At 58.9% G+C, this 24,794-nt stretch carries 20 protein-coding genes and 1 tRNA gene; 12 read left to right on the plus strand and 9 right to left on the minus strand.

The window, feature by feature from the left end; genetic code table 11:
• Positions 1-633 carry a CHAT domain-containing protein gene (locus tag LAO20_13290; protein MBZ5532399.1) on the plus strand — a complete coding sequence of 211 codons (633 nt, stop codon included), beginning with the start codon at positions 1-3 and terminating at the stop codon, positions 631-633.
• An 84-nt stretch (positions 634-717) separates the two neighbouring features.
• Here the strand turns inward: LAO20_13290 and LAO20_13295 are convergent, their stop codons facing one another.
• On the minus strand, positions 718-1,530 hold the full coding sequence (locus LAO20_13295; GenBank protein ID MBZ5532400.1) for a putative zinc-binding metallopeptidase: 813 nt from the start codon (positions 1,528-1,530) through the stop codon (positions 718-720).
• A 791-nt stretch (positions 1,531-2,321) separates the two neighbouring features.
• On the opposite strand from LAO20_13295, the gene LAO20_13300 reads away from it, so the two are divergent.
• The 3 genes from LAO20_13300 to LAO20_13310 all read left to right on the plus strand — a co-directional run bounded on the left by LAO20_13300 (position 2,322) and on the right by LAO20_13310 (position 9,716).
• Positions 2,322-7,457, plus strand: a complete 5,136-nt coding sequence (locus tag LAO20_13300; GenBank protein ID MBZ5532401.1) for a peptidase C39, bacteriocin processing — start codon at positions 2,322-2,324, stop codon at positions 7,455-7,457.
• A gap of 393 nt (positions 7,458-7,850) precedes the next feature.
• Complete coding sequence (locus LAO20_13305) at positions 7,851-9,317, plus strand: RHS repeat-associated core domain-containing protein (protein MBZ5532402.1); 1,467 nt, start codon at positions 7,851-7,853, stop codon at positions 9,315-9,317.
• An 18-nt stretch (positions 9,318-9,335) separates the two neighbouring features.
• Positions 9,336-9,716, plus strand: a complete 381-nt coding sequence (locus LAO20_13310) for a hypothetical protein (protein MBZ5532403.1) — start codon at positions 9,336-9,338, stop codon at positions 9,714-9,716.
• Between the two features lie 168 nt (positions 9,717-9,884).
• On the opposite strand, the gene LAO20_13315 is transcribed toward LAO20_13310, so the two are convergent.
• The gene (locus tag LAO20_13315; protein ID MBZ5532404.1) at positions 9,885-10,121 is read right to left on the minus strand and encodes a helix-turn-helix domain-containing protein; all 237 of its coding nucleotides are present in this window, start codon (positions 10,119-10,121) and stop codon (positions 9,885-9,887) included.
• A 131-nt stretch (positions 10,122-10,252) separates the two neighbouring features.
• Between LAO20_13315 and LAO20_13320 the strand changes: the two genes are divergently transcribed.
• Positions 10,253-10,678, plus strand: a complete 426-nt coding sequence (locus LAO20_13320; protein ID MBZ5532405.1) for a hypothetical protein — start codon at positions 10,253-10,255, stop codon at positions 10,676-10,678.
• Between the two features lie 11 nt (positions 10,679-10,689).
• On the opposite strand, the gene LAO20_13325 is transcribed toward LAO20_13320, so the two are convergent.
• Positions 10,690-10,947, minus strand: a complete 258-nt coding sequence (locus tag LAO20_13325; GenBank protein ID MBZ5532406.1) for a helix-turn-helix domain-containing protein — start codon at positions 10,945-10,947, stop codon at positions 10,690-10,692.
• Positions 10,948-11,070: 123 nt separating this feature from the next.
• Here LAO20_13325 and LAO20_13330 point away from each other — a divergent pair, with 123 nt between their 5' ends.
• The gene (locus tag LAO20_13330; protein MBZ5532407.1) at positions 11,071-12,267 is read left to right on the plus strand and encodes a hypothetical protein; all 1,197 of its coding nucleotides are present in this window, start codon (positions 11,071-11,073) and stop codon (positions 12,265-12,267) included.
• Between the two features lie 162 nt (positions 12,268-12,429).
• The gene (locus tag LAO20_13335) at positions 12,430-12,768 is read left to right on the plus strand and encodes a hypothetical protein (GenBank protein MBZ5532408.1); all 339 of its coding nucleotides are present in this window, start codon (positions 12,430-12,432) and stop codon (positions 12,766-12,768) included.
• On the opposite strand, the gene LAO20_13340 is transcribed toward LAO20_13335, so the two are convergent.
• Entirely contained in the window at positions 12,740-13,936 is a 1,197-nt protein-coding gene (locus LAO20_13340) for a tetratricopeptide repeat protein (GenBank protein MBZ5532409.1), read from the minus strand. The genes LAO20_13335 and LAO20_13340 overlap by 29 nt on opposite strands.
• Before the next feature lie 195 nt (positions 13,937-14,131).
• Here LAO20_13340 and LAO20_13345 point away from each other — a divergent pair, with 195 nt between their 5' ends.
• From LAO20_13345 to LAO20_13355, 3 genes are all read left to right on the plus strand, one after another.
• On the plus strand, positions 14,132-14,446 hold the full coding sequence (locus LAO20_13345) for a hypothetical protein (protein ID MBZ5532410.1): 315 nt from the start codon (positions 14,132-14,134) through the stop codon (positions 14,444-14,446).
• A gap of 842 nt (positions 14,447-15,288) precedes the next feature.
• A complete protein-coding gene (locus tag LAO20_13350) occupies positions 15,289-15,549 on the plus strand; it encodes a hypothetical protein (protein ID MBZ5532411.1) in 261 nt (86 codons plus the stop codon).
• Positions 15,550-15,558: 9 nt separating this feature from the next.
• Entirely contained in the window at positions 15,559-16,737 is a 1,179-nt protein-coding gene (locus LAO20_13355; protein MBZ5532412.1) for a tyrosine-type recombinase/integrase, read from the plus strand.
• Positions 16,738-16,800: 63 nt separating this feature from the next.
• On the opposite strand, the gene LAO20_13360 is transcribed toward LAO20_13355, so the two are convergent.
• From LAO20_13360 to LAO20_13380, 5 genes are all read right to left on the minus strand, one after another.
• Positions 16,801-16,876, minus strand: a tRNA-Phe gene (locus LAO20_13360).
• A 372-nt stretch (positions 16,877-17,248) separates the two neighbouring features.
• On the minus strand, positions 17,249-18,403 hold the full coding sequence (locus LAO20_13365) for an FAD-dependent oxidoreductase (GenBank protein ID MBZ5532413.1): 1,155 nt from the start codon (positions 18,401-18,403) through the stop codon (positions 17,249-17,251).
• Positions 18,400-19,356 carry an ornithine cyclodeaminase family protein gene (locus LAO20_13370; GenBank protein ID MBZ5532414.1) on the minus strand — a complete coding sequence of 319 codons (957 nt, stop codon included), beginning with the start codon at positions 19,354-19,356 and terminating at the stop codon, positions 18,400-18,402. Before LAO20_13370 ends, LAO20_13365 begins: the two co-directional genes overlap by 4 nt.
• A gap of 51 nt (positions 19,357-19,407) precedes the next feature.
• Entirely contained in the window at positions 19,408-20,382 is a 975-nt protein-coding gene (locus LAO20_13375) for an SDR family oxidoreductase (protein MBZ5532415.1), read from the minus strand.
• Positions 20,383-20,481: 99 nt separating this feature from the next.
• Complete coding sequence (locus LAO20_13380) at positions 20,482-22,155, minus strand: tetratricopeptide repeat protein (protein ID MBZ5532416.1); 1,674 nt, start codon at positions 22,153-22,155, stop codon at positions 20,482-20,484.
• A 260-nt stretch (positions 22,156-22,415) separates the two neighbouring features.
• Between LAO20_13380 and aceA the strand changes: the two genes are divergently transcribed.
• Positions 22,416-23,711: an isocitrate lyase gene (gene aceA / locus LAO20_13385; GenBank protein ID MBZ5532417.1), complete on the plus strand. Its 1,296-nt coding sequence runs from the start codon at positions 22,416-22,418 to the stop codon at positions 23,709-23,711.
• 155 nt (positions 23,712-23,866) lie between these two features.
• A complete protein-coding gene (locus tag LAO20_13390) occupies positions 23,867-24,793 on the plus strand; it encodes a class A beta-lactamase-related serine hydrolase (protein MBZ5532418.1) in 927 nt (308 codons plus the stop codon).
• Position 24,794: the final 1 nt, after the last annotated feature.

Here is a 24,794-nt window from a genome sequence, read left to right on the forward strand (position 1 = left end):
TTGCAGAACCGCCACCTTTTCACTATCGTGACGGCGATGGCGAAACTAAAGGTATTTGTTGCGGAATCCGTGTCCCCTGATGAGTTCTACGACCGTCACTGGGAGGGGCACGTGGTGGAAGAAATCGTCCGCCTGCTTAGCGGGAAAACAGCCTACAGAATTGTCATGAACGCAAGTCTGCTTGATAGGGCAATCAAGAGCGCGTCAGAAAATGCGTACGACATCTTTCACCTGTCGTGTCATGGCGACGAAAAAGGAATCCAACTGAGCGATAGGACAAATATTTCCTGGGAGGATCTGGCTGAGTCCTTTCAGGAGGCTGACCAAATGCCAAGAGCTCTCATCCTCTCCAGCTGCGTTGGGGGTCATCGTGGCATTGCGGGGGCCTTTACAGGGCGGAAGCGGAGGCCCGAAGTGATCTTCGGTGCCGAGGCAAAGGAAGACAAAAATCTTCTCACTTTCCCTGGTGCCTGCATTAGCTGGCCGATCCTTTACACCGCACTGGCCACGGGCGGCATGAATCCTAAAGCCTTCAAAGATGCCGTGAAGAAGATGAATCTCATCACGCCGCATCAGTTTGTTTATCGCCGCTGGGACGAAGAACAGTACCGCCGTTACCCAGGCCGAAACTAGCAATCGTTGAGGACCAACTGTGTCGCAGAATGCCTGCTGCGATTTTAAACACGTTAATGCTTTTTATCGAGTTTAAGTCAAGCATTAATCAGGTTTAATCGGAGTCCAGGATATACCTTCCTGCTCAGCTCTTCCACGAGCTAGATTTTGCTTAAGAGGGGTCCAATGATCCTCAAGTCGACCATAGAGTGCATCGCACGCTGCACAAATTCCACGTTGATCGTCTTCTAGATCTAAGAAAAACCACGGTGCACCGCAGACCGGGCAAGGAGAAGCTGATCCAAATCCAATTTCAAGCCACTCCTTTTGGTCAAATAGACTTGCCATGATTCCAGCATAAACCTCCGCGAAGTCCTCTTCCGGCGATATCGCACTGTATGGAGTAAAAAACATCCCATGCCCCTTCCAGAACTTGCGCAGACGCAATGGCCCTATCCGAAACCATGAAGCTTTCGTGAACTTCTTTATTGTGGTCTCCGTCGCCACCTCAAAATGAACGAGATGACCCATCTCATGCAAGAAGGCGATAGGGAACGCTGAAGGATGCACTCCTGCATTCAAGTAGATGCTTGATGAATACGCTCGGTAATAACCTCCGACTGTCCGATCACCCTTGAAAAAGAACAACCCGCCCTTCTTGAGTGGGGTGACATGGTCAACCGGGATTTTCTTCAGGAGACCGGCGCTCGCTGAAAGGAAATGCCTTTTTCTAGCGTCGTCCTGCTTGGACGGTGGGATACGCCAGTGCACTGGAATTCCCAACTCCAGAATCGACTCAGCTTGAGACTCCAGATCCGGTTGGTCAGCCTTTTCTTCAGAAGACACTTCGCACCCAGGCTTTTGGCTCAGCCGGAATTCGAACACGCGGCTTTCACCGGACAGCCTAATGTTACGCATGTCTGTACATTACTTGATCTTCGTCTTTATCTTGTATCGAGTTGCCCAGATCACAAAGAAGCCGAGTACTCCAAATATTACTCCAGGGGCGGCATCAGAAAGCTGGCTCTTGGCACCTAAGACACTGGTTGTCCAGCTTGTAGTACCCCCGACGCCATGAAAGAAGAGTACTACGCCCGAAAGCACACAGATAGTGCCAATGATCAGGCCCACAGTTGAATACCAGAACTGGTACGTGGTCGCCCTATTCCAATAGTTTTCTGAAAGTCGCCCAGGAACTTCCAGGCGATGTGTATCACGTGCTTCCGACTCGTCACGTATTGCATCATTCGGCTTGAGCATAGGCTTGAATTCTATATTGTCTTACAAACACCGCTTTGCATCCGTTCCCTTCGAGAGAATATCACTAAGATTGAGTATGATAACGTCCTTTATCATTCACTATCCTGACCCCGAATCCAGAGCAAGAAAAATCACTCCTATATATAAGGAGTGCGGTCCCATGCACGCCATCCCCCCGCCGTGTTTTGTTCCAGTTCTGGTTCACATCAGAAACCGTTTGACCCGTGCTCGTATCGGACTAATGTAGCGCGCGGTGTGTCTGTTTCATACGCAGACGCTCCCCGTGGATACAGCTAAAGCCAGATGCACTCGTGTCTGGCTTTCTTTTTATCTTTTTCCCGCCGCTTCGAAATTCCAGGTGACTTTCTAAACCAGAGGTGTATGGATCGGTGCAATTAAGAAGCGTTAACGCTTCGATGACTCAGGGAAACAAAAACACGGGGGCACGTATGAATTTGAAACATCAGGGCCGCGATAGCGGCCGGCCTTATTCCCTTTCACGCTTTGCCCTCTTCGCGGCCCCCGCGCTGATTGGCGCCGCGCTGCTGATCAACGCCGCGCTTCCAACAGCGGCGCAGTCGCAAATCAACGGGCGGGTGATTGGCGCGCCTCAGGTTTCAGCGGCGCAGGTTTCCGTATCGCACCCGGCGCAGACGCAACCCTCTAAGCTTCCCCAGGCCCCTGTCCAAGTGGCGATGCCCGCGCCGCCGCCGATTGAGTATCTGCCGGGAATGGAAGAGGCGTTGGTGGCGACCGGCCCCGTCGATGAAGGGGAAACCAAGGCGCTGCGCATCGCACTGAAGGAATTCCACGACGCGCCCTTGAACGCGGGGCCACAGGCCGATTATGCGGATTACGCCCAGCCACTGCTCGCCTTCGTCAGGGCGCATCCGAAATCGAACTGGAATTCGGCGCTGCAGCTCAACCTGGGGCTGGGGTACTACCATGCGGGCTACTGGAGCCGCGCCTTCGCGTCGTTCGAGAAGGCCTGGGCGCTTGGCCGCAACGCCGACTCCTCCCCGCAGGCCCGCCTGATGGTGGACCGCGCGGTGGGCGAGCTGGCCAAGATGCACGCCCGCGTTGGACATGACAAGGAACTCGATGCTCTGCTGCGCGAAGTCGTGGGCAAGCGGCCCATCGGCGGGCCGGGCACCGAGCTGATCCAGGGCGCGCGCGAGGGCCTGTGGGCCTTCCGCAACAACCCCGGCATAGCCTATCTCTGCGGGCCGAGGGCGCTGAAAAATGTGCTGACCGCACTCAAAGCCCCTGCCAAGCAAATCCAGGTGGCGGAAGAGGCGCGCTCCGGCACGCACGGCTTCTCGCTCGCCCAACTCGCGGCGCTGGCCGACAAGGCGAAGCTCAAATACACCCTCGTTCAGCGCAAGCCAGGCCAGCCCATTCCGGTGCCCTCCGTCGTCAACTGGAGCATCCACCATTACGCCGCCATCGTCGGGAAACAGGGCGATCTCTACCAGGTCATGGACCCCACGTTCGGCGACGCGAGCGGATTACTGCTGACCGCGCGCGCGATTGACGAAGGAAGCAGCGGGTACTTCCTCGTGCCCGCGAAAGCCATGCGCGCGGGAACCGGCTGGCGCGCGGTGTCCGCCAAGAGCGACGAGGCGCAGGCGGTTTACGGCATGGGCACGACCTCCAACAGCACGCTGGGCGCATCGGGGGTTCCCAACGGTTGCCCCGTCGTGGCGCAACAGGCCAGCGCGAATGGCGCTTCCTCTCCTGTTCCGAACCGGACGCCGATGACGCAGCAGCAGGAGAAGCAGCCACTTGGCGGCATGACCGTTTCCGGCTGCACGCCGATGATTGTGGGACTGAGCCTCGGCGACACGCCCATCGGCTACAAGCCGCAGAAGGGCGTGCCTTCCATAACGGGCATCAGCTATAACTCACGCGAGGCCGAGCAGCCCGCGACGCTCGCCTTCGGCAATGTCAGCCCCAAGTGGACGCACAGCTGGATCGGCTGGGTATGGGACGATCCCGGCGTCAACCGCGAGGGCTGGAACGTGCGGCGCTACGCCTCCGGCGGCGGCGGCTACGATTACCAGAACAGCTACAACCGCACCACCGGCACCTGGCCCGCCGAGACGACGGACAATTCGCAGCTCTGGCGCACGCCGGTGCTGGGCGTGGCGACGAACTACGAGCACCGCCTGCCCGACGGCAGCAAGGAGAACTTCACCCTCTCCGACGGCGCGACGACCTGGCCGCGCAAGCTGTTCCTCACCTCCGTCACCGACGCGCAGGGCAACGTCACGACGCTTAACTACGACGGCACTTTCCGCCTGACCTCGGTGGTGGACGCGATGGGAAGAAGCACGACCTTCACCTACGGGCTTGCCGGCTTCCCGCTGCTGGTGACGCAAATCACCGATCCGTTCGGGCGCACGACGCAGCTTACCTACGACACGAGCCAGCGGCTTGCCTCGATCACCGACCCGGCGGGCATCACCTCGACCTTCACCTATTCGGCGACCGAGCCCACCTTCGTCAACACGCTCACCACGCCCTACGGCACGACGAACTTCTCCGACACGGCCAATTCGCACGACACGCCGGAGACGAACACGCGCAGCCTCACCATCAAGGACCCGCTGGGCTTCACCGACTACACCTACTTCTACCAGAACCCGGCGATCACGCCCTCCACCGACAATACCTGCATCGTCCCGGTGGGGCTCTCCAGCAATGACGACGGCCTGCTGCAGTGGCGCAACACCTATCACTGGGACCCGCACGCCTTCGCGCTCGGGGTGACGGTGGACGGCTCGGGCAACCTGCTCACGGAGGACTTCAGCAAGGCGTATCTCACGCACTGGTACCACGACCAGATCACCAACTTCACTTCGACCGCCGTGGCGAGCGTCAAGCCGCCCCTGGAGCGGCGCACCTGGTTCAACCATCCTAACCAGACCACAAACTATAACAGCGGCATACTGGACCGCCCCACCTTCGTCGGCCGCGTGCTGGACGACGGCACGACGCAGCTCACCGGGGCGACGTACAACGCGTTCGGCCTGCCGCTCACCTATACCGACCCCATGGGGCGGCAGACGCAGTATACGTATGCCGCGAACAACCAGGATCTGCTCACCGTGAAGCAGCGCACCGCGCTGCCCTCGACCTTCACGACGATTGCGACACTGGGCTCCTACAACGCGCTGCACGAGCCGCAGACCTACACCGATGCGGCGGGGAAAGTGTGGAACTTCACCTGGAACGCGGCGGGCCAGCCCGCCACCGTCACCGACCCGAACTCGGGCGTCACCACCCGCAATTACGACGCCTCGGGCAGGCTATCGACCATCGTGAACGCGAATTCGCAGACGGTGCTCACGCTGACCTACGACGCCGCCGACCGCATCGCCACGCGCACGGACTCGCAGGGCTATGTCCTTACTTATGCGTATGACGCTCTGGACAGGATCACGTCCATCACCTACCCGGACGGCACGGCGGATCTGTACGACTACAACTTCCAGTCCGGGCCGTTCGTCGGCACGCCCAGCCTGGAGCTGAGGAAGCACACCGACCGGCTCGGACGCGCGACGACCTACGGCTTTGACGCCGACCGGCGGCTCACTTCCGTCACCGAACCCACGAGCGGCACGGCCACGCGCACGACCTCCTATCACTATTACGAGAACGGGACCCTGAAGGAGATCACGGACGCGAACGGCAACGTCACGCACTGGGACATCGACATCGAGTCGCGCCCGGTGGCCAAGACCTATGGGTTCGGCACGTCTTCCGCGCAGACGGAGACCTATACCTACGAGGCGAGCACCTCGCGGCTCAAGGCCGTCACCGATACGTTCAACCAGATGAAAAGCTACGCGTACGCGCTCGACGACCGGCCGCTCTCCGTCAGCTATATCGGCGCGTTCGGCACCCCGAACGTCTCCTTCGCCTGGGACGGCTTCTTTCCGCGCCTCACCTCGATGACCGACGGGCTGGGCACGACGAACTACAGCTATACGGCCATCGGCACCAACGGCGCATTGAAACTGGCATCGATAGACGGGCCGTTCGCTAACGACGTGATAGGGCTGACCTACGATGCTTTGGGAAGGATTGCGGGGAGAAACATCACAGGCGGCAACGAGACCTTCGGCTATGACGCCATCTCGCGCCTGACCTCCCACGGCACGCCGCTCGGCAGCTTCACCAACACCTACCTTGGGCAAACGGATCAGACGGCATCGCGCTCCGTCACCAACGGCGCTGTCACCGTATCCACGAACTGGGGTTATGACACCAATGCGAATGACAGGAGGCTGATCTCGATTACGAACAGCGGAGTGACGAGAAGCTTCACGCTCGGCTACGGAAGCGGCCCTGTAAATCCCTACGACATCATGTCCGTCACGGATACCGCCGCGACAGGGCATCCGTTTGCAACGCAGACGCATGCGTATGGGTATGACCTGATAGATAGGTTATTGACCGCAACGGCGACAACACCGGGCAACAATACGTATGTTTATGATCCCCTCGACAATGCGACGACGCTAACGGACAGCACCGGAACGACGAACCCCACCTATAACGGCCTCAACCAGATCGCCACCTGGGGAGCCACCAACTACACCTACGACGTCAAAGGCAACCTCCTCTCCGACGGCACCCGCTCCTACAAATGGGACATCGAAAACAGGCTCATAGAGATTGATTACGTGGGCAGCACTGCAAAGTCACAGTTTAGCTACGACGGCATGGGCCGCAGAACGGTTGACGTAGAAACCGCCTCCGGCGGCGGAACGACGACAACGAGATATTTGTGGTGCGGTTCAAGAATCTGTCAGGTGAGAGACGGAACCGACACGGTGCAATCGCGCATCCTCCCCGAAGGCGAATACAACGCCGTCAGCACGCAAAAAGCCGTCTACATGCCCGATCAGCTCGGAAGCGTAAGGGATGTGCTGGATGCTACGAGCGGCTCGCTCATCTCCTCCATCGACTACAGCCCCTACGGAGCGCCGGTGCAAACCTCCGGCACCTTCACTCCCGCCTACCAGTACGCCGGACTCTTCGCACATGCACCAAGCGGATTATTGCTCTCCTTCACCCGCGCCTACGACCCCGTACACCCCCACTGGCTGAACAGGGATTTGCTTCGAGAGTGGGCTGGACCAAATCTCTATGCCTACTCGTTAGCAAACCCCGTGAACTGGGTAGACGTTCTTGGGCTTACCGTCAAAGAATACCAACGACCGATCAATCTTAATGGACCGCTTTCCCCCTTGAATTGGACAGGCATTGATCATCGCTGGATCAAGACGGACAAATATGAAGCTGGCATGGGTCCAACCGGCGGTGATGTTCCTGGACAAGGGCGAGCAGATTTCCCTCTTGCTCCTGTAAGCACCATTGATCACACAGGGCAATCAAAGAGTCCGGATGCTACAGAAGTACCAATTCCTTTTCCTGTGAACGAGGAGTGCGTCAATGCGTTGATCGCGCCGGGACGCCCTCTTGGTTTATTCGTGCCTAGTTCAAATGATTGTCACACGTTCGATGCTCGTGTGCTCGATCTTTGTCGTGCGAAGTCCTATCCGAATAGTCGCTAGTGCTTTGTTGTCATGCTCAAGTGGTTTGAAAGGATACAGTCCATGAAAAAATCAGGTATCTGGTGCTCTGCAGTGATCGCTCTGCTATTGCTCGTATTATTCATTGATTGGACAATTCAAACTGCTTGGACCAGTTCGTTTTGCAAGGATCAAGCGTGTATAGATTCTGTGTCCCGACACGCGGCCATCCAAGGATTATTGGCTCTCCTCTCTTTTGTTAGTTTCGCAGTGTTGGTATATCGGGGATTGCGTGGCAAGCCTCAGTCACCCTCCTGATGTGCGATACAACGCGCCTGCGGTTCATTGTGATCGCTTCCACCGAAGTGCCGTGGCGGCGCGGAAAACACGGGCGCGGGGGAATTCCGGGGACACAATATTTAATAGGTTGGCTTTATGAATCGTCTCGCTAAAGCCCTCGCCTCAACCACGGTGCTGACTGCGGCGAATGACAATTTCCATCTTCGGTTAGTGCGCGACAATCGGGCCTCAGCCACGCACGACACCCTCCTATGCCAAGGCTTCGGAGGGCAGGCCAACGCCAACGACCGCCGCCTCATCTCGATAACGAACTCCGGCACCACCCGCAGCTTCACCCTCGGCTACGGCACCACCCCGGTCAACCCCTACGACATCCTGTCCGTTACCGACACCGCCGCGACCGGCCACCCTTTCGCAACGCAGAGCCATTCCTACGGCTACGACCTCATCGACCGCCTATTGACGGCGACGGCCACCACGCCGGGAAACAACACCTACGCCTACGATAACCTCGATAACGCCACGACCGTCATGGACGCCACGGGCACCACGACTCCGACCTACAACGGCTTCAACCAGATCAGCACGTGGGGAGCCGCGAACTACACCTACGACACCAAGGGCAACCTCCTGAGCGACGCCACCCGCACCTACAAATGGGACATCGAAAATCGCCTGCTGGAAATCGACTACGCCTCGGGAGCAAAGAGCAACTTCAGTTACGACGGACTCGGAAGAAGAACCGTTGATGTCGAAACCGCCTCAGGAGGGGGAACCACCACCACCCGGTATCTGTGGTGTGGTTCAAGAATATGCCAAACAAGGGACGGCAGCGATACGGTGCAGTCGCGCATCCTCCCTGAAGGCGCATATAACGCCGTCAGCACGCAAAAGGCCGTCTACATGCCCGATCAGTTGGGAAGCGTCAGGGATGTATTGGACGCCACAACCGGCAGTCGCCTGTCGTCCATCGACTACAGTCCCTACGGAGCACCCGTCCAGACAAACGGCTCCTTCACCCCTGTCTACCAATACGCCGGACTCTTCAATCATCCGCAGAGCGCGCTCCTCCTCTCATTTACCCGCGCCTACGACCCGGTGCATCCGCATTGGCTAAATAGGGATTGGATTAGGGAGGCTGGCGGCATCAATCTTTACGCATATGTTCTAGCGAATCCAGTCAGGCTCATTGATGCAGAGGGGTTATGTGCGTCAGATCCTAATAAATGTGGAAAACTGGCGTCACAAATCGAGCAGGTAAGGGATGAACTGGCTCAGCGATCCGACGAGTTAAAGCAGGATAAGCTAAACTTGCCTCCAACAGGCCCCATGTCTGTTGCAGGGCACCAGCAGCAATTTCAAGACAAACAGACGCAGCTCAGAAATCTATTGAACGATTATGACTCAAATGGATGTGGCCCAGGCGATCCGATTCCTACGGATGCATGGAAGTATGCTACGATGCCCACACCCACCAAAACTCAACATCCAATCGATCAGATGCCAAGCGCTCCGATCATACCTCCGCTTCCCTGGTGGGCTCCATTGGCACCACTAGCACCCTTGATAATTAGGGGAACAGGATCGCTTATCCTCTTATAACAGGAATCCAGAGGCAAAATGACAGCGGAATCAGGACGTCTGGTTGATGCTTGGATTAACCGATACGAAATCATCGAGCAAAAAGGAGATGAAGCTCCTGAAGCAAAGGCCCTGTTCTGGTCATATATGGAAGTGGATGAACTCTGCGGAGAAGATCCAGATCGCGCGCTACACCTTATTACAAATATCCTGGCTTCGACACAGAACGAATATGTGTTGGCGAATCTTGCGGCTGGCCCTCTTGAAACTCTCCTCACTCGACATGGCAAGAAGCTCATTGGAAAAGTGGAGTACCTTGCTAAGGCCGATCCTCGATTCCAACACTTGCTCCAGAACGTTTGGCAGAATCGCATTGACGATCAAACGTGGGGTAGAGTTCTGAGAGCGGCTAAGGGGTAGCAAAACCCTCCCTGGTCTATCTATGAGCCTTTTTTCGCGCGCCGCGCCGTTGAGGCGCGGCGAAACACGGCTGGAGGACTATGTCCCCTGCCTTTCCTCTGGATGTGGCTTTGCGTTGGTCGCATAACTGGCGTTACGGAAAATCGCTCGCGCGAGTTAGCGCCGCCCTCACTTCTTCTTGCGCAGCCGCAAGCCCGGACTTTCGCTATTAAGAAACTCAATCCCGGCTTTTTCAAGGACGGCGACGACCTTGCCGAGGGTTTCCGTTCTCGACCCGACGGGGCCGTCGAACTTTTCCATCCGCTGGACGGTGCCGAATGCGACTTTCGATTTCCTGGACAGCTCCCGCTGCGACCAGCTAAGGAGCGCGCGCGCGGCCCTGATCTGCCTTCCACTGATGATGATCACGGTGCGACGCTACCACGGGCATGCGCCTAAGCCCAAATAACTGAGTCATTTACATAACTACTTGAGTATTTGACATAGTTTATGCGATCATTTCTCCAGTCGGGCAGGCACCCGCTGGAGAGCCCTCAATGGCTGATCTGGACGTTACCCGGAAACTGCGCATTTATCACACGATCTACCGCCTCAATCTCTCATTTGCCAACATCGTCGCGAATTGCGGCGCGCTGCGGGAATGCGGGATTTTAGGGCCGAAGGATACAAGGCTTTACCAGTCCTTCGCGCAGGAACTGCAGGCGGACATTAATGAGCGCCTGGCGGGCATCATGGAAACGACCGAATCCGACGACCACGCCCGGTTCGGCAAGGTGAGAGACGCATACGAAAAGGAACTGCGCGACCCGGACGACGTTTTCATCCATGCCGAGGAGCGGCGCAGGGAGCTGGCCAGGCTACGCAAGAAGCGCCGCCCTGCAAAAGGCGGGAAAGCAATCGGCGCTCCGTCGGGGACCACGGCCCGCAAACCAAAGCGGCCCCCCGCCGGATCGCCGTCATGACCGGCTTCTTCCTACCGCTTGCGCAGATGACGGCCCAGGCCCGCCACAAGCTGCTCCGGAGTGACGCCGAAGGCGTCGCATACCCGAAGCAGCGTGAAGAGGGTGCTGGGCCTGCCGGCCTCGATCATCTGCCAGTGGCGGACGGAAAACCCGTAGCCGATCATGTCCTCCTGGCTCAGCCTGCGCTCTGTCCTCAACGACCGGATTTTATGGCCCAGGGCGCGGAAGAACCGCGCGTAACGGGCCGGAAGCTTTCTGGTGGCGCCCACCCCTCTATGATTCGGCAGACACGAGCAAAACTACCACGAACAAAACTACGTGTTGTATGGTACATTTGTGCCCCGCCGCTCTGGGCTGGAGACGCCCGGCGGCGGCGGTTAAGGGAGAATCCCATGAAGCAAGCCCCCTGGCGCGAACGCCCCGCTTCGCTGCCCGCCCTTCTCGTATGGATTTGCGCCGCTAACGCCTCACGCGGCACGGACGGGCGCCCCGGCGCGGGCATTTTGCAGCGCCCCCGCCTATCCTTGTCTTCCGTCCCTCGCCTTCGCGCCGTCAAGGCCGGACTCCTCAATCTGCTCATCGACCTGCTTCTCGGCTGCATCGGCCTTCTGATTCGCGATGACAGTCCCGGCACTACCGTCTCCACCTTCTCCGAGCTTGCCGCAGCCCTCGCGCAGGGCGACGGCATTCCCGCACGCGCTGAGCCCCTGGTATCCCCTCCTGCTCGCAGCGTGGCCCGCGCCGCCCATGCCGCCTCGCGTTGCGCGGTGATGCTCTTTGCCTTTTCCCTGATTGCCGGCCAAGGTTTGAATGCGCAGGCCGCTCCGGAACGCAATCAGGCAAATTCGTGCCAGGACAGGAGCGTTCCGAACCAGGCTGAAACCCCCGTAGGGCCTGCGTTCATTGAGACGCCCGATCCTTTCATGCGTTACCTGCCTGCGGCGCACCCGGAGACGCCGGTTCCCGCAGCACAGTACATCGCCATCATCGAATCGAATGCTCCCGGTTTCCGGCCGCTCGGCAATGAGCCACCGAGAAAGGAAAGGTTTGAATGGGTAAGTTTGCTCCTCACTATTGAGTATCTGAGGATAAACGAACCCGCCGCCGCCCTTCGGCCCGGCTGGTACGAGTTCGTTGCCGCGAAGGCTCCCGCGCTTTCGCAACCGGAGATGGACGCCATCGCAGAGGACTGGTGGAGCGCCATGGGCAATAGAGCCATTGCCAGCGAGCCTCACGGCGTTTGGCGCGACGCGACCTGGGAGGAGGTGCGCGGGCATTTCCAGACGCTGCGAACCGGGACCGCGGAACAGGCCTCCGCCGCAAAATACTGGCTGATATACGCGGAGAACGCAGACTTCGGAAACAACCTGACCCTTGCGCCGGAAGTGCAAGGCGTAAGTCCCCTGGCCGTGCTGCTGGCCCGCGACATCGAGGTGGAGGCGCGGATCTACGCGAAGCCCGGATCGGAACGGCTCCGCAAGGTCGTGGGATGCCTCATCGCGGGAAAATTCGCCGCTGCCGCCGACGGGAGCACGGGCATTGCGCGGACTATTCGCTTCCGAAGCAGAAGCGATTGCTTTTGCTCTTGAAAACTGAGGCAAGATTCACATGTTTTGGAAAGGCTGTAGAGTTAAGGGACGTTAAGGGCAGCGTCGCAGCGGTCGTTCATCCCACCAGAAATCCCTTGAATTCCATGGTTTGTCCGGGTAGCGGTGTAGTCGAACCTTTCGTTAACAAACGCGGGGAATGCCGTGCCGGATCACAGACACAAGGCAACAGAACTGGACGCCAGGGGGATTGAAGTCCACTTTTCGCCGAAAGTGACACAGGCGTTTCGCGACCTCGCGGCGGCGGTGCATTTCAGCGAGCACTTCGACGACGGCATGCTAAGGACAGTTCAGGAATGGGCCGCGGGGAAACCAAAGAGCCTCCACGGCGTACTGATCTCGCTGCCTCTCATCGCATCGGAGACGTTCCGGCACATAGCCGCAACCGGCGATCAGCGCGCCCGCGAAGCGTGGGACGAAATAAGCGCTCAGATAAACGAGAAGGGATTCAGCCTTACGAAGGTTCGGACGAGGGAGAAATAGACCGCATTTGACTCTCCCACAGCCTGGCAAACTGCTCTTTCAGTTCCTGCGGCCACCCCTCGACGATTTGCATACACCATCTGAAGGCCATGCGGTACGTGAAATCGTCCGCCAGTAGCTTCACTCCCAGGATATGCCCCAGCACTTCCTCAGGCTGTTTTCGGGCCAAGCTCAATAAAGCGAGAAAGAGGTGCACCGCATAGTTGCCTTTGTCAATCGCGAGGGCGTTTTCCAGAACCGCCTGGGCATCCGAAAATTGCTCCGTTCGTATGAAGACCTTGGCAAGGGCGATGTGCGCCGCCATATTGTCCGGATGTGTTTCCAGGTGCTGCTTGGCCAGGCGCACGGCTTCCGACTTTTCGCCCACCTGGATTAAAAAATAGAAATACGGCGGATAATCCTCCGTGCTGGCGCGGTCGAGCCTGAGCGCCTCGCCAAAGGCGATCTTGGCCTTCTCTAAATTGTCTTTCTCCCATTCCTTCACGGCGGCGCCGGTTATGAGCATGTAACCACCCGCGGCATGCAATCGCCAGAACCCGCGAGCGCGCGTGTCCACCCGGTCCAGGAATCCTGCGGCTTGTATCGCCAATTCATCCACGTCTGCCGCGCTGCTAAACTCCCGGTCCCAATAGAGAGTGCTGCAATACGTCTCGCAAAGTCCGATGGAAGCCCCTATGTGCTCGGGGGCCATCTTCAGCACGGCCACGAAATGCTTAATGGCCTGGCTGTAGTCCTCGTACATTCCTCGGGACAGATAGTACATTCCGAGCTTGAACTCCTTGCCCACGGGGTGAGTTGAGTTATACGAAAAGGTTGGAGTGTACGCCTCGCCTTCCGGCAGCTTGATGCTTTTATCTTTCGGTGGGTCCGGCAGAGCGATGCGGACGAGGTCTGCACGTCCTTCCCCGGCGTAATACTTCTTCATTGAGGCACGGAGATTCAGAGCGGTCGTCCGGACATCCAATGATTCATCTTTCTTGAATTTGCCTTTGAACAGCGTCTTCGCCACGATGTGGCCGGGCGTCTTCTTGCCCTCAAGCGCCCGCCGCACAACAAGCTCCAGGAATTCGGCTTGGCTCCACGCAGTCCTGAAACGCTTGCCGCCTAGCATGCGCTCAAGCTGCGCTTTGATCTCAGCCGAAGTCGGACTTTCCGCGCCTATCGTCATCGGGCAAATCTATGGACAAGCCCCGATTGTACAAGGTTGAATATCATATTGTTTCCGTTGATGAATCCTCTTGTCTGCCTATCTTGTACCGTGACCGTAATAAAACCTTCACTTGATATGCCCCTTACACCCGCCTAAGTTGGCGTTAGATAGTGGTAAACGTGCCTGCCGCTGTTTAACCCAACGGTGATTCTTATGGCTGGAACTTCTGTCGTTTTCACGGAGAGCGAAGCGCTCAAGTACTTGGCGAAAGAGCAATGGAATCGTGAGGGTAATCTGCTCGTATCGCAGAACTTCTATGGTCCCGCAGCGGTCAATCAATATCGAGAGCCGTTAAGTGCGAAAACACGTGACACAATCGGCTTTGATACCCGAGAGGATAGTTTTAGGGGGATTGGGCCAGATTCGCGGAGGCTGGTGCTCAAGGCGGACGCTGCAGAGCGCTTCTTTCCCAAAGGCACGCTCAATATCATCAACGATTCCCCCAAGGGCAAGGGTCGGCCCCGCTGACGCGGCCCGTTCTTACGTCCAGCATTGTCGTCTTCGGCAGGCTTACCCTCGATTTCCTTCCAGCCTTTGCCATTCCACGTGATGACAATGCCGGCATCTTTTTTTGCGGCGTGTCGGCGAAATGTACTCCCAGTCCGAATAGTCATGATTCGGTATGACCAACCGCGTCTGCTTCTCGCCGCACCTGAGGCAAAATCGCGCTTGCGCGCTGCAACTGCGCAGATCGGGATCGTAGCCCCACTCGCCCCACTGAGCGTGATCCTCGCGCTTTTTAACGGCCCGGACTTTTTTGTGACTACACCTGACACAGATGAAGATTTGCGTGCAGCTTTTCGGCGCGGCATACCGCCAATCGCCCACGTGCTGGGTCCTCTTCTCATCAGCCCGGCAACGTGGGCAGCTTCGCACTTGCAGGCAAGAGCCCTTTTTCCGGTACTTCCAGGCAGTCCACGGATGTAAGGTTCGTTTCTCGGTCTCACGGCACCGCCTGCATGTGCAGGTCTGTCCACAGGACTTGGCCTTCCGATAACGCCACTTGCCGAAATCGTGAACTATCTGCGTGTCGTCTTTGATCTTTACGCAAAGCGGACGCACGCATTGTTTGACCTGGGTACAGTCGCCCTTCTTTAGATACAACCAGTCACCCCAGCTGTGAAAACCCATATCACAGGCGACTTCTTTGAGGAAATCGAGGAGACCCATCTTCTGACCCCCTGGAAACGTTAACTTGAGAGGCTGGAGGAAAGGTGGACATTATACCGTCCTATCTTGTACGCCGGGCGCACAGCGGCTTTAACGTCCTTTGACTCTACAGATTCCTTAAATTACCCGACCATGGGCGCATGACCTCATCGTCTGCCGAAGAACCCTTTGTATCCGCTAAAGAAGCAGCCGCATTTTTATCTCTCAAGCGCCGCTATCTGCTGGCGCTCGCCCGCAGGGGCATCGCCGGAGCCTATGCGCTTGGCACGGGAACGAAGCGCAAAGTTTGGGTATTCCGGCTGTCGGAACTCGCGGCGGCGATTGTTGAGAAAAAACAGCCAGAAAGGGTGATCCCAAACGGGGCAGATCGCGGTATGATCCGATCCGGCAGTCCCCGCTGAAGGAGCGATATGGCTTATCAGCGAGGATCATTGAAGAAAGTTTCGCGCAAGGAAGGAGCAACCTGGGTGCTGCGCTATCGGGTAGCCAACGCGGAAGGCCGGAGGGTGGAGAACATTCTGCCGGTCGGCCTCGTGCGCGATTTCCCGAAGGCGCAGGATGCGTGGCGCGAAGTGGACCGGCTGGGGCTTCTGGCTCGCGTCAACAGCGACACCCCCTGCCCCGGCCGCACCCGGTTCGACGTTCTTGCCGAACATTACCTGAAGGCCGATTTCGGAGCGGACGCCGTGCGCCCGAAGTCGGTAAACACCATCTCCGCCGTCGAGCGTTACGTCCGCAACTATCTCATCCCCCGCTGGGGCAGGGAGATTGCGGACGACATCAAGCCGCTCGACCTGCAGCGCTGGCTCAAATCGCTGCGCACGGATGACGGGCTCGCCTGGACGACGATTGCGAAGCTGCGCGGCATCATGCTGCGCATCTACAAGATCGGCGTCCGGCATGAGCTGGTCACGAAGAACCCCGTGCAGCACGTGGAGACGCGCTCCAAAACCAACTATAAGCCCATCGTCCTCACCCCGCAGCAGACGCTGGCCATCATCCAGGCCCTGCCCTCTTCTCTTCACTCGACGCTGATTCTCACCTGTGCGGCAACGGCGCTGCGCGCATCCGAGATTCTCTCGCTGCGCTGGGCCGACATTCTCTGGAATGAAGACCGCATCCGGGTGAGCAAGCGCTGGGCACAGGGCAACGACGGAGAGACGAAGACGGAAACGTCGGACGGATACGTGCCGATGCATCCCCTGCTCGCCTATAGCCTCCGCCATTGGCATCGGCAGACGCCCTACGCAAAGGAAACGGACTTTGTCTTTCCCTCGCTGAGAGCGGAAGGCAAGGTGCCCGTCTCCGCGTCGATCTTTTGCAGCGACCATCTGAGACCGGCTGCAATTGCCGCTGGAGTACAGATCGAGGAAGGGCACCGCTTCGGACTTCACAATCTTCGCCATTCACTCAGCAATTGGCTCGTGAACAAGGCGAAGATCGAGCCTAAGACGGTGCAGGCGATTCTGCGTCACTCGAAAATACAGACGACGCTGGATCTCTACACGCAGAAAGATGCCGATGAAGCACGGGCGGCGCAGGGAGTATTCCTTGCGGCGGTCGGCTTCAAATCAGGGGCAATCCAGTGAGGTGTGGGTTGAATTGTGGGTCGGAGTTCCGGGCGCCGCTCCCGTTAACTCCTTGAAATGAAATGGTGGCCAGGGACGGAATCGAACCGCCGACGCCAGCCTTTTCAGGGCTGCGCTCTACCAACTGAGCTACCTGGCCAGGATTGTCTGCTGCCCACGCAAGTTTGGGCGGGCGTGGAGGAAGACGCGTAGCTGTGTGAAGCTGGTAAATTATAGCAATCTTGCGGGATTCCCTCAAACTCCGCGCTGTGAGCCTGGCAAAACGGTAAGTCTTTACACTTCGTCATGACGCGGAAAAGCCTTAACCACAAAGGACACAAAGGAACACGAAGGGTGAGGAAGTTATGCCTGCAACTCTTCCTGTTGTCCGACCTTCGCCGCGACGTTTGGCTCTTCTGCCACTTGGATGACCAACTGCTCCAGCACCAGGCGCTTGCTCGGAGGATTGGACCGCGGCGCCAGTCCGCACGCGGTCCGTCCCCAGTAGATGCTCCCGCGCGCCGACCTCCATTTAGTACACGGCGCGCTTGCGCGTGGAATGTTTGCCAGCCAGGGAGAAGCGGGGCTCAGCCGGCGAATCATGCAAGATGCGCGCGCTCACGTACTCGCCTACCGCCGGACCATGTTTGAAGCCGTGTCCTGAACCGCCGCCCGCGATCCAAACATTGTCGAAGCCGGGATGGCGGTCAATCAGGAAGTCGCCGTTCCATGTGTTTTCGTACTGGCAGACGCGCGATTCCACCACGGGCGCGTCAGCCAAAGCGGGAATGTGCTGGCGCAAGTACGTCCGCAACAAATCGAGTGACGCAGGGCCAACCACGCGTGACCCGCTGTCGGGATCAAACTCTTCGCCGTGACGATCAAAAGCGATCTTGAAGCCGCGATTCTCGATATCGGGGAGCGCATAAGGACGCTCAGCATGGGTGTGGTGCAGCCATACCGGCATGGCGGGAGGCTGGAAGGCGGCACTACCCGCGGGCGGTCCAAGAAAAAAGACTTCCTGCCGGGTGGGGAAGATGCGATCGCCCAGAAGTTCCGGGAACAGCTTGGGAAGCCACGGTCCGCACGCATATATAAAGATGCCGGCAGAGATGTTCTGGCCGGAAGTGGTCTTGATCTGCGTCAGCTTGCCCGCGCCGGGCGGAGCGGCAGCGGCGGTCTGGAAACAGTCAAGTCCATTTTGGCGCAAGTCTTCAACCAGCCGTTGCACGGACTGTCGGGCCATGAGCACGCCGCTCTCCGGTTCCAGTACACCCCAGGTAATGTCAGGAAAAGTCATTCGCGGATAACGCCGGCTGATTTCCGCGGCGGCCAGCTTCTCGCAGGCGACGCCGTTTCTGTTCAGAACGTCCCAGAGTCCCTGGGTGTAAGGATCAGCATCATGACTCAACCAAAGCACACCGGTGCGACGAAAAAGATTCAAGCCCACGCGCGCCGCGAGCTCCTGCCAGACTGGCAGCGAACGGATGGACCAGCGGGTGTACAGTTCGTCCGGCCCGTAGCCCATGCGGATCACGCGCGTCTCGCCACCGGAGCTGGCGCGGCTGTTGGCGGCGCCGTAAGCATCTATGAGCGCGACGGAAGCGCCGCTGCGGCGCAGGTAGTGCGCCGTCCACGCGCCGAAAACTCCGGCGCCGATGACCGCGAAATCGTAGGTTTTGCTCATTGCTTTGCTTGTCCTTGCGCTTGTGCGCCATGCTCTTGTGCACGACTAAAGACCAGCTGCGCCGTAACCAGGTCTTCCAGGGCACAGCCGACGCTTTTGAACAGAGTGATGTCGTCCGCGTGCGCCCTTCCCCGCTTCTGGCCGGAAGCAATTTCGTGCAGATCGGCGATGATATTGTCGCGGCCGATGACGCCCGCGCTGAGGGGAATCAGCAGATCCCCGGCTTCGATCATGGCGCCGTCATAGGTATCAACTACCAGGCGGGAGCGGCGCGCCGTTTCGTCGTCCACTTCTCGTGTCTCCGGTTGAAAGGCGCCCACCAGATTCAGATGGGCTCCCGGCCGAAGCCAACGGCCGTCGAACAGCGGGGTGCGGGAACTGGTACAAGTGCAAATCACATCCGACTCACGCGCGCAGGTCTCGGCGCTTACGGGTTGAAGCTCAATTCCCAGGTCTTGATGAATCTTGCGGCAAAATTCTTTTAGGTCACTTCGACCGGAGCCACTGACAAGGAATCTCCGGAATTTTCGCACGCGCGGGATGGCGGTCAGGTGCGCGACAGCCTGGCGTCCACTGCCAAAGATACCTAGGGTCTCAACATCGGACCGCGCCAGCAAGCCTGTAGCGACGGCGGACGTTGCGGCAGTACGGAGATCGGTGAGCCAGTTGGCTTCCATGCGAGCCAGCGGTATACCTGTGGCAGGATCAAGCAACTCATAAAACGCATGCACGCCCGCGCGGGCGCTGACACTTACGATTTTGACTCCCGCAGCATGCAGGGCCGAGTCATACCCAGGCATCACCAGCATGATGGCGCCGTCAAGTTCCAGCGAAGTGCGCACGGGCATGCGCAACGTGGAAGCGAAGTCGCGGGCAAAGGCGGCGCGGAGCGCGCGAATGACCTCATCAACGTTGGCCAGCGAGCGGACTTGTTGTTCAGAAAAGAATTGCATTTTTCAGCAGGCGGCAAAAGCAAACGCCGAACAAGAGGGCTTCACCCGAGGTTATACAGTGGCCCAGGCTGATCCCGTGTTGCGAACAAATTCCCGCTTGTACCACTCCACGGTGCGGCGCAAGCCCTCTTCAAACTCCACCAGGGTTCTGTAGCCCATGGCTTTCTCAGCGCGCGAAATATCGGCCAGGGAATCGCGCACGTCACCGCTGCGAGGCGCGGCGTACAGCGCGCCGCGACGGAAGCCGGTCAGCCCCTGGAGCAGCGCGTACAGATCATTCACGCTGAAGTTTTTCCCGGCAGCAACATTGAAGACTCCGCCCACAACTTTTTCCGCAGGCGCGCTACATGCCAGCAGGTTGGCGGACACAACGTTGTCCACGTAGGTAAAGTCGCGGCTCTGCTTGCCGTCGCCATAAATGGTGGGCTGTTCTCCTGCCAGAATGGCGCGGATGAACTTGGGAATCACCGCGGCATAGGGCGACGTGGGATGCTGACGCGGGCCAAACACATTGAAGTAACGCAGACCCACCGTCTCCAGGGACATCAAACGGAAGAAGCTCCGGGCGTAAAGCTCGCCGGCGTATTTGGAAACCGCGTACGGCGAAATCGGGTCGCAGATCATGTCTTCGCGCTTGGGCAGAACGGAGGTATCGCCGTAAACCGAGGAAGAACTGGCGTAAATGACGCGCTTCACCCGGGCAGCGCGCGCCGCCTGCAGGACTTGAAGCGTGCCTACCACGTTGGCCTGGTTGCTGGCCACTGGATCTTCCAACGATCGCGGGACTGATCCCAGCGCGGCCTGATGCAGCACGTAATCTATGTTGCGGCAAGCGGCGTCGATGGCGGCCGCGTCGGTGACGTCAGCTTCGCGCAGGTCAATCTTGTCCAGGATGCCGGCCAGGTTCTCCGGGCGGCCGTGGCGGAAGTCGTCAATGCCGCGGACTTCTTCGCCCCGCGCCACCAGCGCGTGCGCAATGTTCGATCCGATGAACCCGGCAATGCCGGTGATCAGATACCTAGCCATTGCCATCGAGAATATCACGGTGCGCGCGAAGAGATGGTGCGACCGCGGCCTGGAGAACCATCGGCGGCAAATGGCAAACGTGCATTGGACTGCTGACGGCTATTTATTCTTGCCGGTCTTCTTTCCGGCGCGACCAAGAATTCTCCGCACTTTTTTGGGAGAAACTTTCAAGACCGTGGCCACGCGCTGCACCTTCTTGCCTTCTTTTTCCCAGACGCGGGGGATCACCAGCTCAGCGAACTCTTCCGCCAGCTTCTGGAAACTCTTGCCATCGGTGACGCCTTGCGACCAGGCGCGCAATTTCTGGTCAATGTTGCCGCGGGACGTCAGCTTCTGGCGCAATAGCTGCATTTCGTGGCTGACGTCCTCATCCTGGGCCGATCTCATCAGCGACGCGGCCTGGTCCAGGCAATGGCGGGCATCGTCCGGATCATGGGTGGCCGGGTTGCACGCGGTCAAACCGCGCCAAATGTAAGCGCGCGCCCGCAGGCGCTGGTTCTGGGTGTGCATGGCGGATTCCACGGCTTCGCGCGCGTAGTCGCGCGCCGCCTGGACGTGCTCCCAGGTGCGCGTGCTGTCTTCAATCTGCTCGTCCAACTGCGCTTGCTCCACCTTACACTGCAGCAGCCGGGCCCGGGCTATGGCGATATAGTCATGATGCTCTTTGGCCACAGCCAAGGACTGCGCACCCTGCTGGGCAGCCAGGTCAAGTTCGCCGGTATCGAGGTAAAGCAGCCCGCGGCCTTCGAAAACGTTGGCGATTCCGTGATGATGGTTGTGATGGCGGTAGATCTTCTCAGCCTGGTCCAGGTTGGCAAAAGCCTGGCTGCGCAGTTCTTCATACTGGGCGCGGTCGCCCGATGTGCTGCCGGTTTGCGCCGGAGTCTTAGAGGCGCCTTTGGATTTGCCGCTGCGGCGGTGCCTGGTCTCCGCGTCCATTTTGTGCATGATCTGCTGGGCGATGAGCCGCTGCACGTATGCCACGTTGGCGAGCGAGCGAGCCAGGTTGCGATGCTGGGGATTGCGCCGGCGAAAATGCTCGATCGCGCGATTGAAGAACTGCAGCGCCTGCTTGTGCTGTCCCTGGCGGCGGATCATCCGCCCGTGCGCTGAATAAATGTTGCCCAGGGTGATGTCATCGTCCGTGGAGCGCAGCACGGTTTCCGCCTGGTCCAGGATACCGGCTGCCTCGCGCCAGTGCCCTTTCTGAAAAAACAGCCAGCTTTCCAACACGCGCATGACCGCGGCCATGCGGGGAAATCCCAAGGCCATGGCCAGCTCGCGGCCCGCTGCGGCGCGCCTCAGCGCTTCATCATATTCACCTTTTTTGCGATGGCAGCGCGCATTCCAGAAGTTGGCGATGGCGATGACTTCCTTGTCCTCAATCTCGCCTTGCAGGGAAAGCACCAGGTCAAAATGGCCTAGCGCATCGTCAGGCTGGTCGCGCAGCAGGGCGAGAAGACCTTCCGCCATGCGCAGGTGGACGTAATCGCTCACCGCGAGCCGTCCGCGCTGCTCCTTGGGAAAACGCGCGAGCAGTTGCTCCACCAGCTCCGGGTCGCGATAGCCAACATCCACCCATTGGGCCACCGCTCCTACCAGGGCCGCGGCGTTACGCTGGCCAGGAACCAATTCTTCGAAGAGACACGCGTGGGCGCCGAGCAGCGCGATGCCGCTGGAAACCTGCCGAGCGACCAGGTTCTCGCGCAACTGATGCAGGAGCGAGTCCGGAATGTCCGCAAGTTGCTTGACGTTGCTGAAGGCGCCGGCCACGAAGGAATCATAGCTGGGAGACGGAGAAGCGGACAAGGCGATGTCAGGCGATGCCGGCAACCTCCCGCGCCGCCGCACGGAAAGCCGCACCCCTAGCGGGTTTCCGCGCTTTCGCCAAACGGCGCATTAGCGGTACGCAGAGGCCAGAATGTCCGCTTTGGCCGACTCGTCCGAATCGGACGAGCCGGTTTTGCCTCCGCCCAAATCTGCTGCAACATAGCTCACGCACCCAAGTCTGACTACTAGCAGGAGACGGAAGAATGCAACAGCATAACGATGAAGTTCGATTGAAAAACGCCTGGGCCAACGACCCTCGCTGGCAAGGCATCACCCGGCCATACACACCGCAAGACGTGGTACGGCTCCGCGGCACCATTCACATTGAGCATTCGCTGGCGCGGCTGGGCGCAGAAAGGTTCTGGGACCTTCTGCACACGGAAGCCTACGTGTCAGGGCTGGGCGCTTTGACAGGCAACCAGGCCCTGCAGCAGGTGCAGGCCGGGCTGCAAACCATTTATCTGAGCGGCTGGCAGGTGGCCGGCGACGCCAACCTTGCAGGACAGATGTATCCCGACCAGAGCCTGTATCCTTCGAACAGCGTGCCCGCGGTGGTGAAGGAAATCAACAACGCCTTCCTGCGCGCGGACCAGATCCACCACGCCGAAGGCAAGAACGGAATGTATTGGTTCGCGCCCATCGTCGCCGACGCCGAAGCCGGCTTTGGCGGCGCGTTGAACGCCTTTGAGCTGATGAAATCCATGATTGAAGCAGGCGCGGGCGGCGTCCACTTTGAAGACCAGCTGGCCTCAGCCAAAAAATGCGGCCACCTGGGCGGCAAAGTGCTGGTTCCGGCGCAGGAGTTCGTGCAAAAACTGGTGGCCGCGCGACTGGCGGCGGACATTCTCGACGTGCCCACCGTGCTGATCGCACGCACGGACGCCAACGGCGCCCGGCTGCTCACCAGCGACAGCGATATTCGCGACGTGGAATTCCTCACTGGCGAACGCACGCCGGACGGTTTCCTGGGTTACAAAGGCGGCCTGGACGCGGCCATCAGCCGCGGTTTGATCTACGCGCCTTACGTTGACCTGCTGTGGTGCGAGACCTCAGAGCCCAACCTGGAAGAAGCCCGGCGCTTTGCTGAAGGCATCCACGCCAAGTTCCCGGGCAAGATGCTGGCGTACAACTGCTCGCCTTCCTTCCACTGGAAGCGCAAGCTGGATGACGCGACCATCGCCAAGTTCCAGCGTGAACTGGCGGCCATGGGATACAAGTACCAGTTCGTGACCCTGGCGGGCTTCCACGCTCTCAACTTCAGCATGTTCGAACTGGCGAGCCAGTTCGCCAAGGAAGGCATGTCCGCCTATTCGCGGCTTCAGGAAAAGGAATTTGAAAGCGCGGAGAAGGCCGGTTACACCGCGGTCCGCCACCAGCGTTTTGTTGGTACCGGCTACTTTGACGACATCACGCAAACCCTGGCCAACGGGCAAGCGTCCACCACGGCCATGGAAGGATCAACGGAAACCGAGCAATTCAGCCTGGAGAAAGCTGTTTAAGCCTGCTGCAAGTTGTCTCCTTGGGTAAAGGCCCTTTTGCCTCCGGGCAGGAGGGCCTTTTTGTTTAGGGTTGCCTCCGCGGGTTTTTGAACCCGGGATTTTGCTGATCCGGGCAATGCCTGTGTACACTTCGAGTCATGTTCAAACGAGCTGTCATGTTGCGAGCATCTCTCATGATCGCTTCGGTGCTGCTGAGTTCCACCGCGGCCCTGGCGCAATGCTGTCCGGAAAAGCCGTCAGCGGAGAAGCGCCAGGCGCTATGGCAGAAGCTGCAGGCCGACCTTCGCCATGTGGACCAGAACCTGGACGGCGTAATGGGCCTGGCGGTCAAAGATCTGTCGTCGGGCGAAGAGTTCTTCCTCCACGGCGACGAGATCATGCCGCAGGCCAGTTCCATCAAGATCGCCGTCTTGGCCAACCTGTACGTGCAGGCGCAGCGGGGCAAGCTCAAGCTGACGGACGAATATCTTGTCCGCAAAGAAGACCTGGTCGCGGGCAGCGATATTATGATGGGCCTTACACCCGGGGTGACGCGGCTGACCCTGCGCGATCTGGCCACCATGATGGTAGCGGTGAGTGACAACAGCGCCACCAACGTGTTGATCGAGAGGCTGGGCATGGAGAACGTGAATGCCATGCTGGAAAATTCCGGACTGCATGCCACGCGACTGCGCCGCAAGATGATGGACTTGAAGGCCGCCGCCGAAGGCCGGGAGAATGTCTCCACGCCGCGCGAGATGATGACCTTGCTGGAATTGCTGCATGGCGGCAAGCTGCTGAACAAGGAGATGACCGAGGATTTCTTCCGCATGCTGACTACGCACAAAGAGAGCTCCATGCTGCAAGGCCTGCCGGATGATACCGTGGCCGCCAACAAGCCGGGCGAACTGGAAGCGGTGCGCAACGACTCGGGGATCGTCTTCATCAAGAACCGTCCTTATATTCTGTGCGTGATGACCACTTACCTCAAAGACGAACGGGAAGGCGCGGCGGCCATCCGCAAGATTGCATCGCTGACCTTTAGTTATTTTGACCGCGTGGCCCGCGCGTCCGACTATGGCCGCGTGGTATCGCCAAAGTAGA

The organism is Terriglobia bacterium (assembly GCA_020072815.1).
GTDB lineage: Bacteria > Acidobacteriota > Terriglobia > Terriglobales > Acidobacteriaceae > Angelobacter.

Coding starts and splice junctions, on each gene's coding strand:
- aceA (MBZ5532417.1), top strand. CDS start 22,416: ATGCAACAGCATAACGATGAAGTTCGATTGAAAAACGCCTGGGCCAAC.
- LAO20_13330 (MBZ5532407.1), top strand. CDS start 11,071: ATGAAGCAAGCCCCCTGGCGCGAACGCCCCGCTTCGCTGCCCGCCCTT.
- LAO20_13345 (MBZ5532410.1), top strand. CDS start 14,132: ATGGCTGGAACTTCTGTCGTTTTCACGGAGAGCGAAGCGCTCAAGTAC.
- LAO20_13320 (MBZ5532405.1), top strand. CDS start 10,253: ATGGCTGATCTGGACGTTACCCGGAAACTGCGCATTTATCACACGATC.
- LAO20_13375 (MBZ5532415.1), bottom strand. CDS start 20,382: ATGGCTAGGTATCTGATCACCGGCATTGCCGGGTTCATCGGATCGAAC.
- LAO20_13390 (MBZ5532418.1), top strand. CDS start 23,867: ATGTTGCGAGCATCTCTCATGATCGCTTCGGTGCTGCTGAGTTCCACC.
- LAO20_13370 (MBZ5532414.1), bottom strand. CDS start 19,356: ATGCAATTCTTTTCTGAACAACAAGTCCGCTCGCTGGCCAACGTTGAT.
- LAO20_13350 (MBZ5532411.1), top strand. CDS start 15,289: ATGACCTCATCGTCTGCCGAAGAACCCTTTGTATCCGCTAAAGAAGCA.
- LAO20_13340 (MBZ5532409.1), bottom strand. CDS start 13,936: ATGACGATAGGCGCGGAAAGTCCGACTTCGGCTGAGATCAAAGCGCAG.
- LAO20_13300 (MBZ5532401.1), top strand. CDS start 2,322: ATGAATTTGAAACATCAGGGCCGCGATAGCGGCCGGCCTTATTCCCTT.
- LAO20_13295 (MBZ5532400.1), bottom strand. CDS start 1,530: ATGCGTAACATTAGGCTGTCCGGTGAAAGCCGCGTGTTCGAATTCCGG.
- LAO20_13355 (MBZ5532412.1), top strand. CDS start 15,559: ATGGCTTATCAGCGAGGATCATTGAAGAAAGTTTCGCGCAAGGAAGGA.
- LAO20_13310 (MBZ5532403.1), top strand. CDS start 9,336: ATGACAGCGGAATCAGGACGTCTGGTTGATGCTTGGATTAACCGATAC.
- LAO20_13365 (MBZ5532413.1), bottom strand. CDS start 18,403: ATGAGCAAAACCTACGATTTCGCGGTCATCGGCGCCGGAGTTTTCGGC.
- LAO20_13305 (MBZ5532402.1), top strand. CDS start 7,851: ATGAATCGTCTCGCTAAAGCCCTCGCCTCAACCACGGTGCTGACTGCG.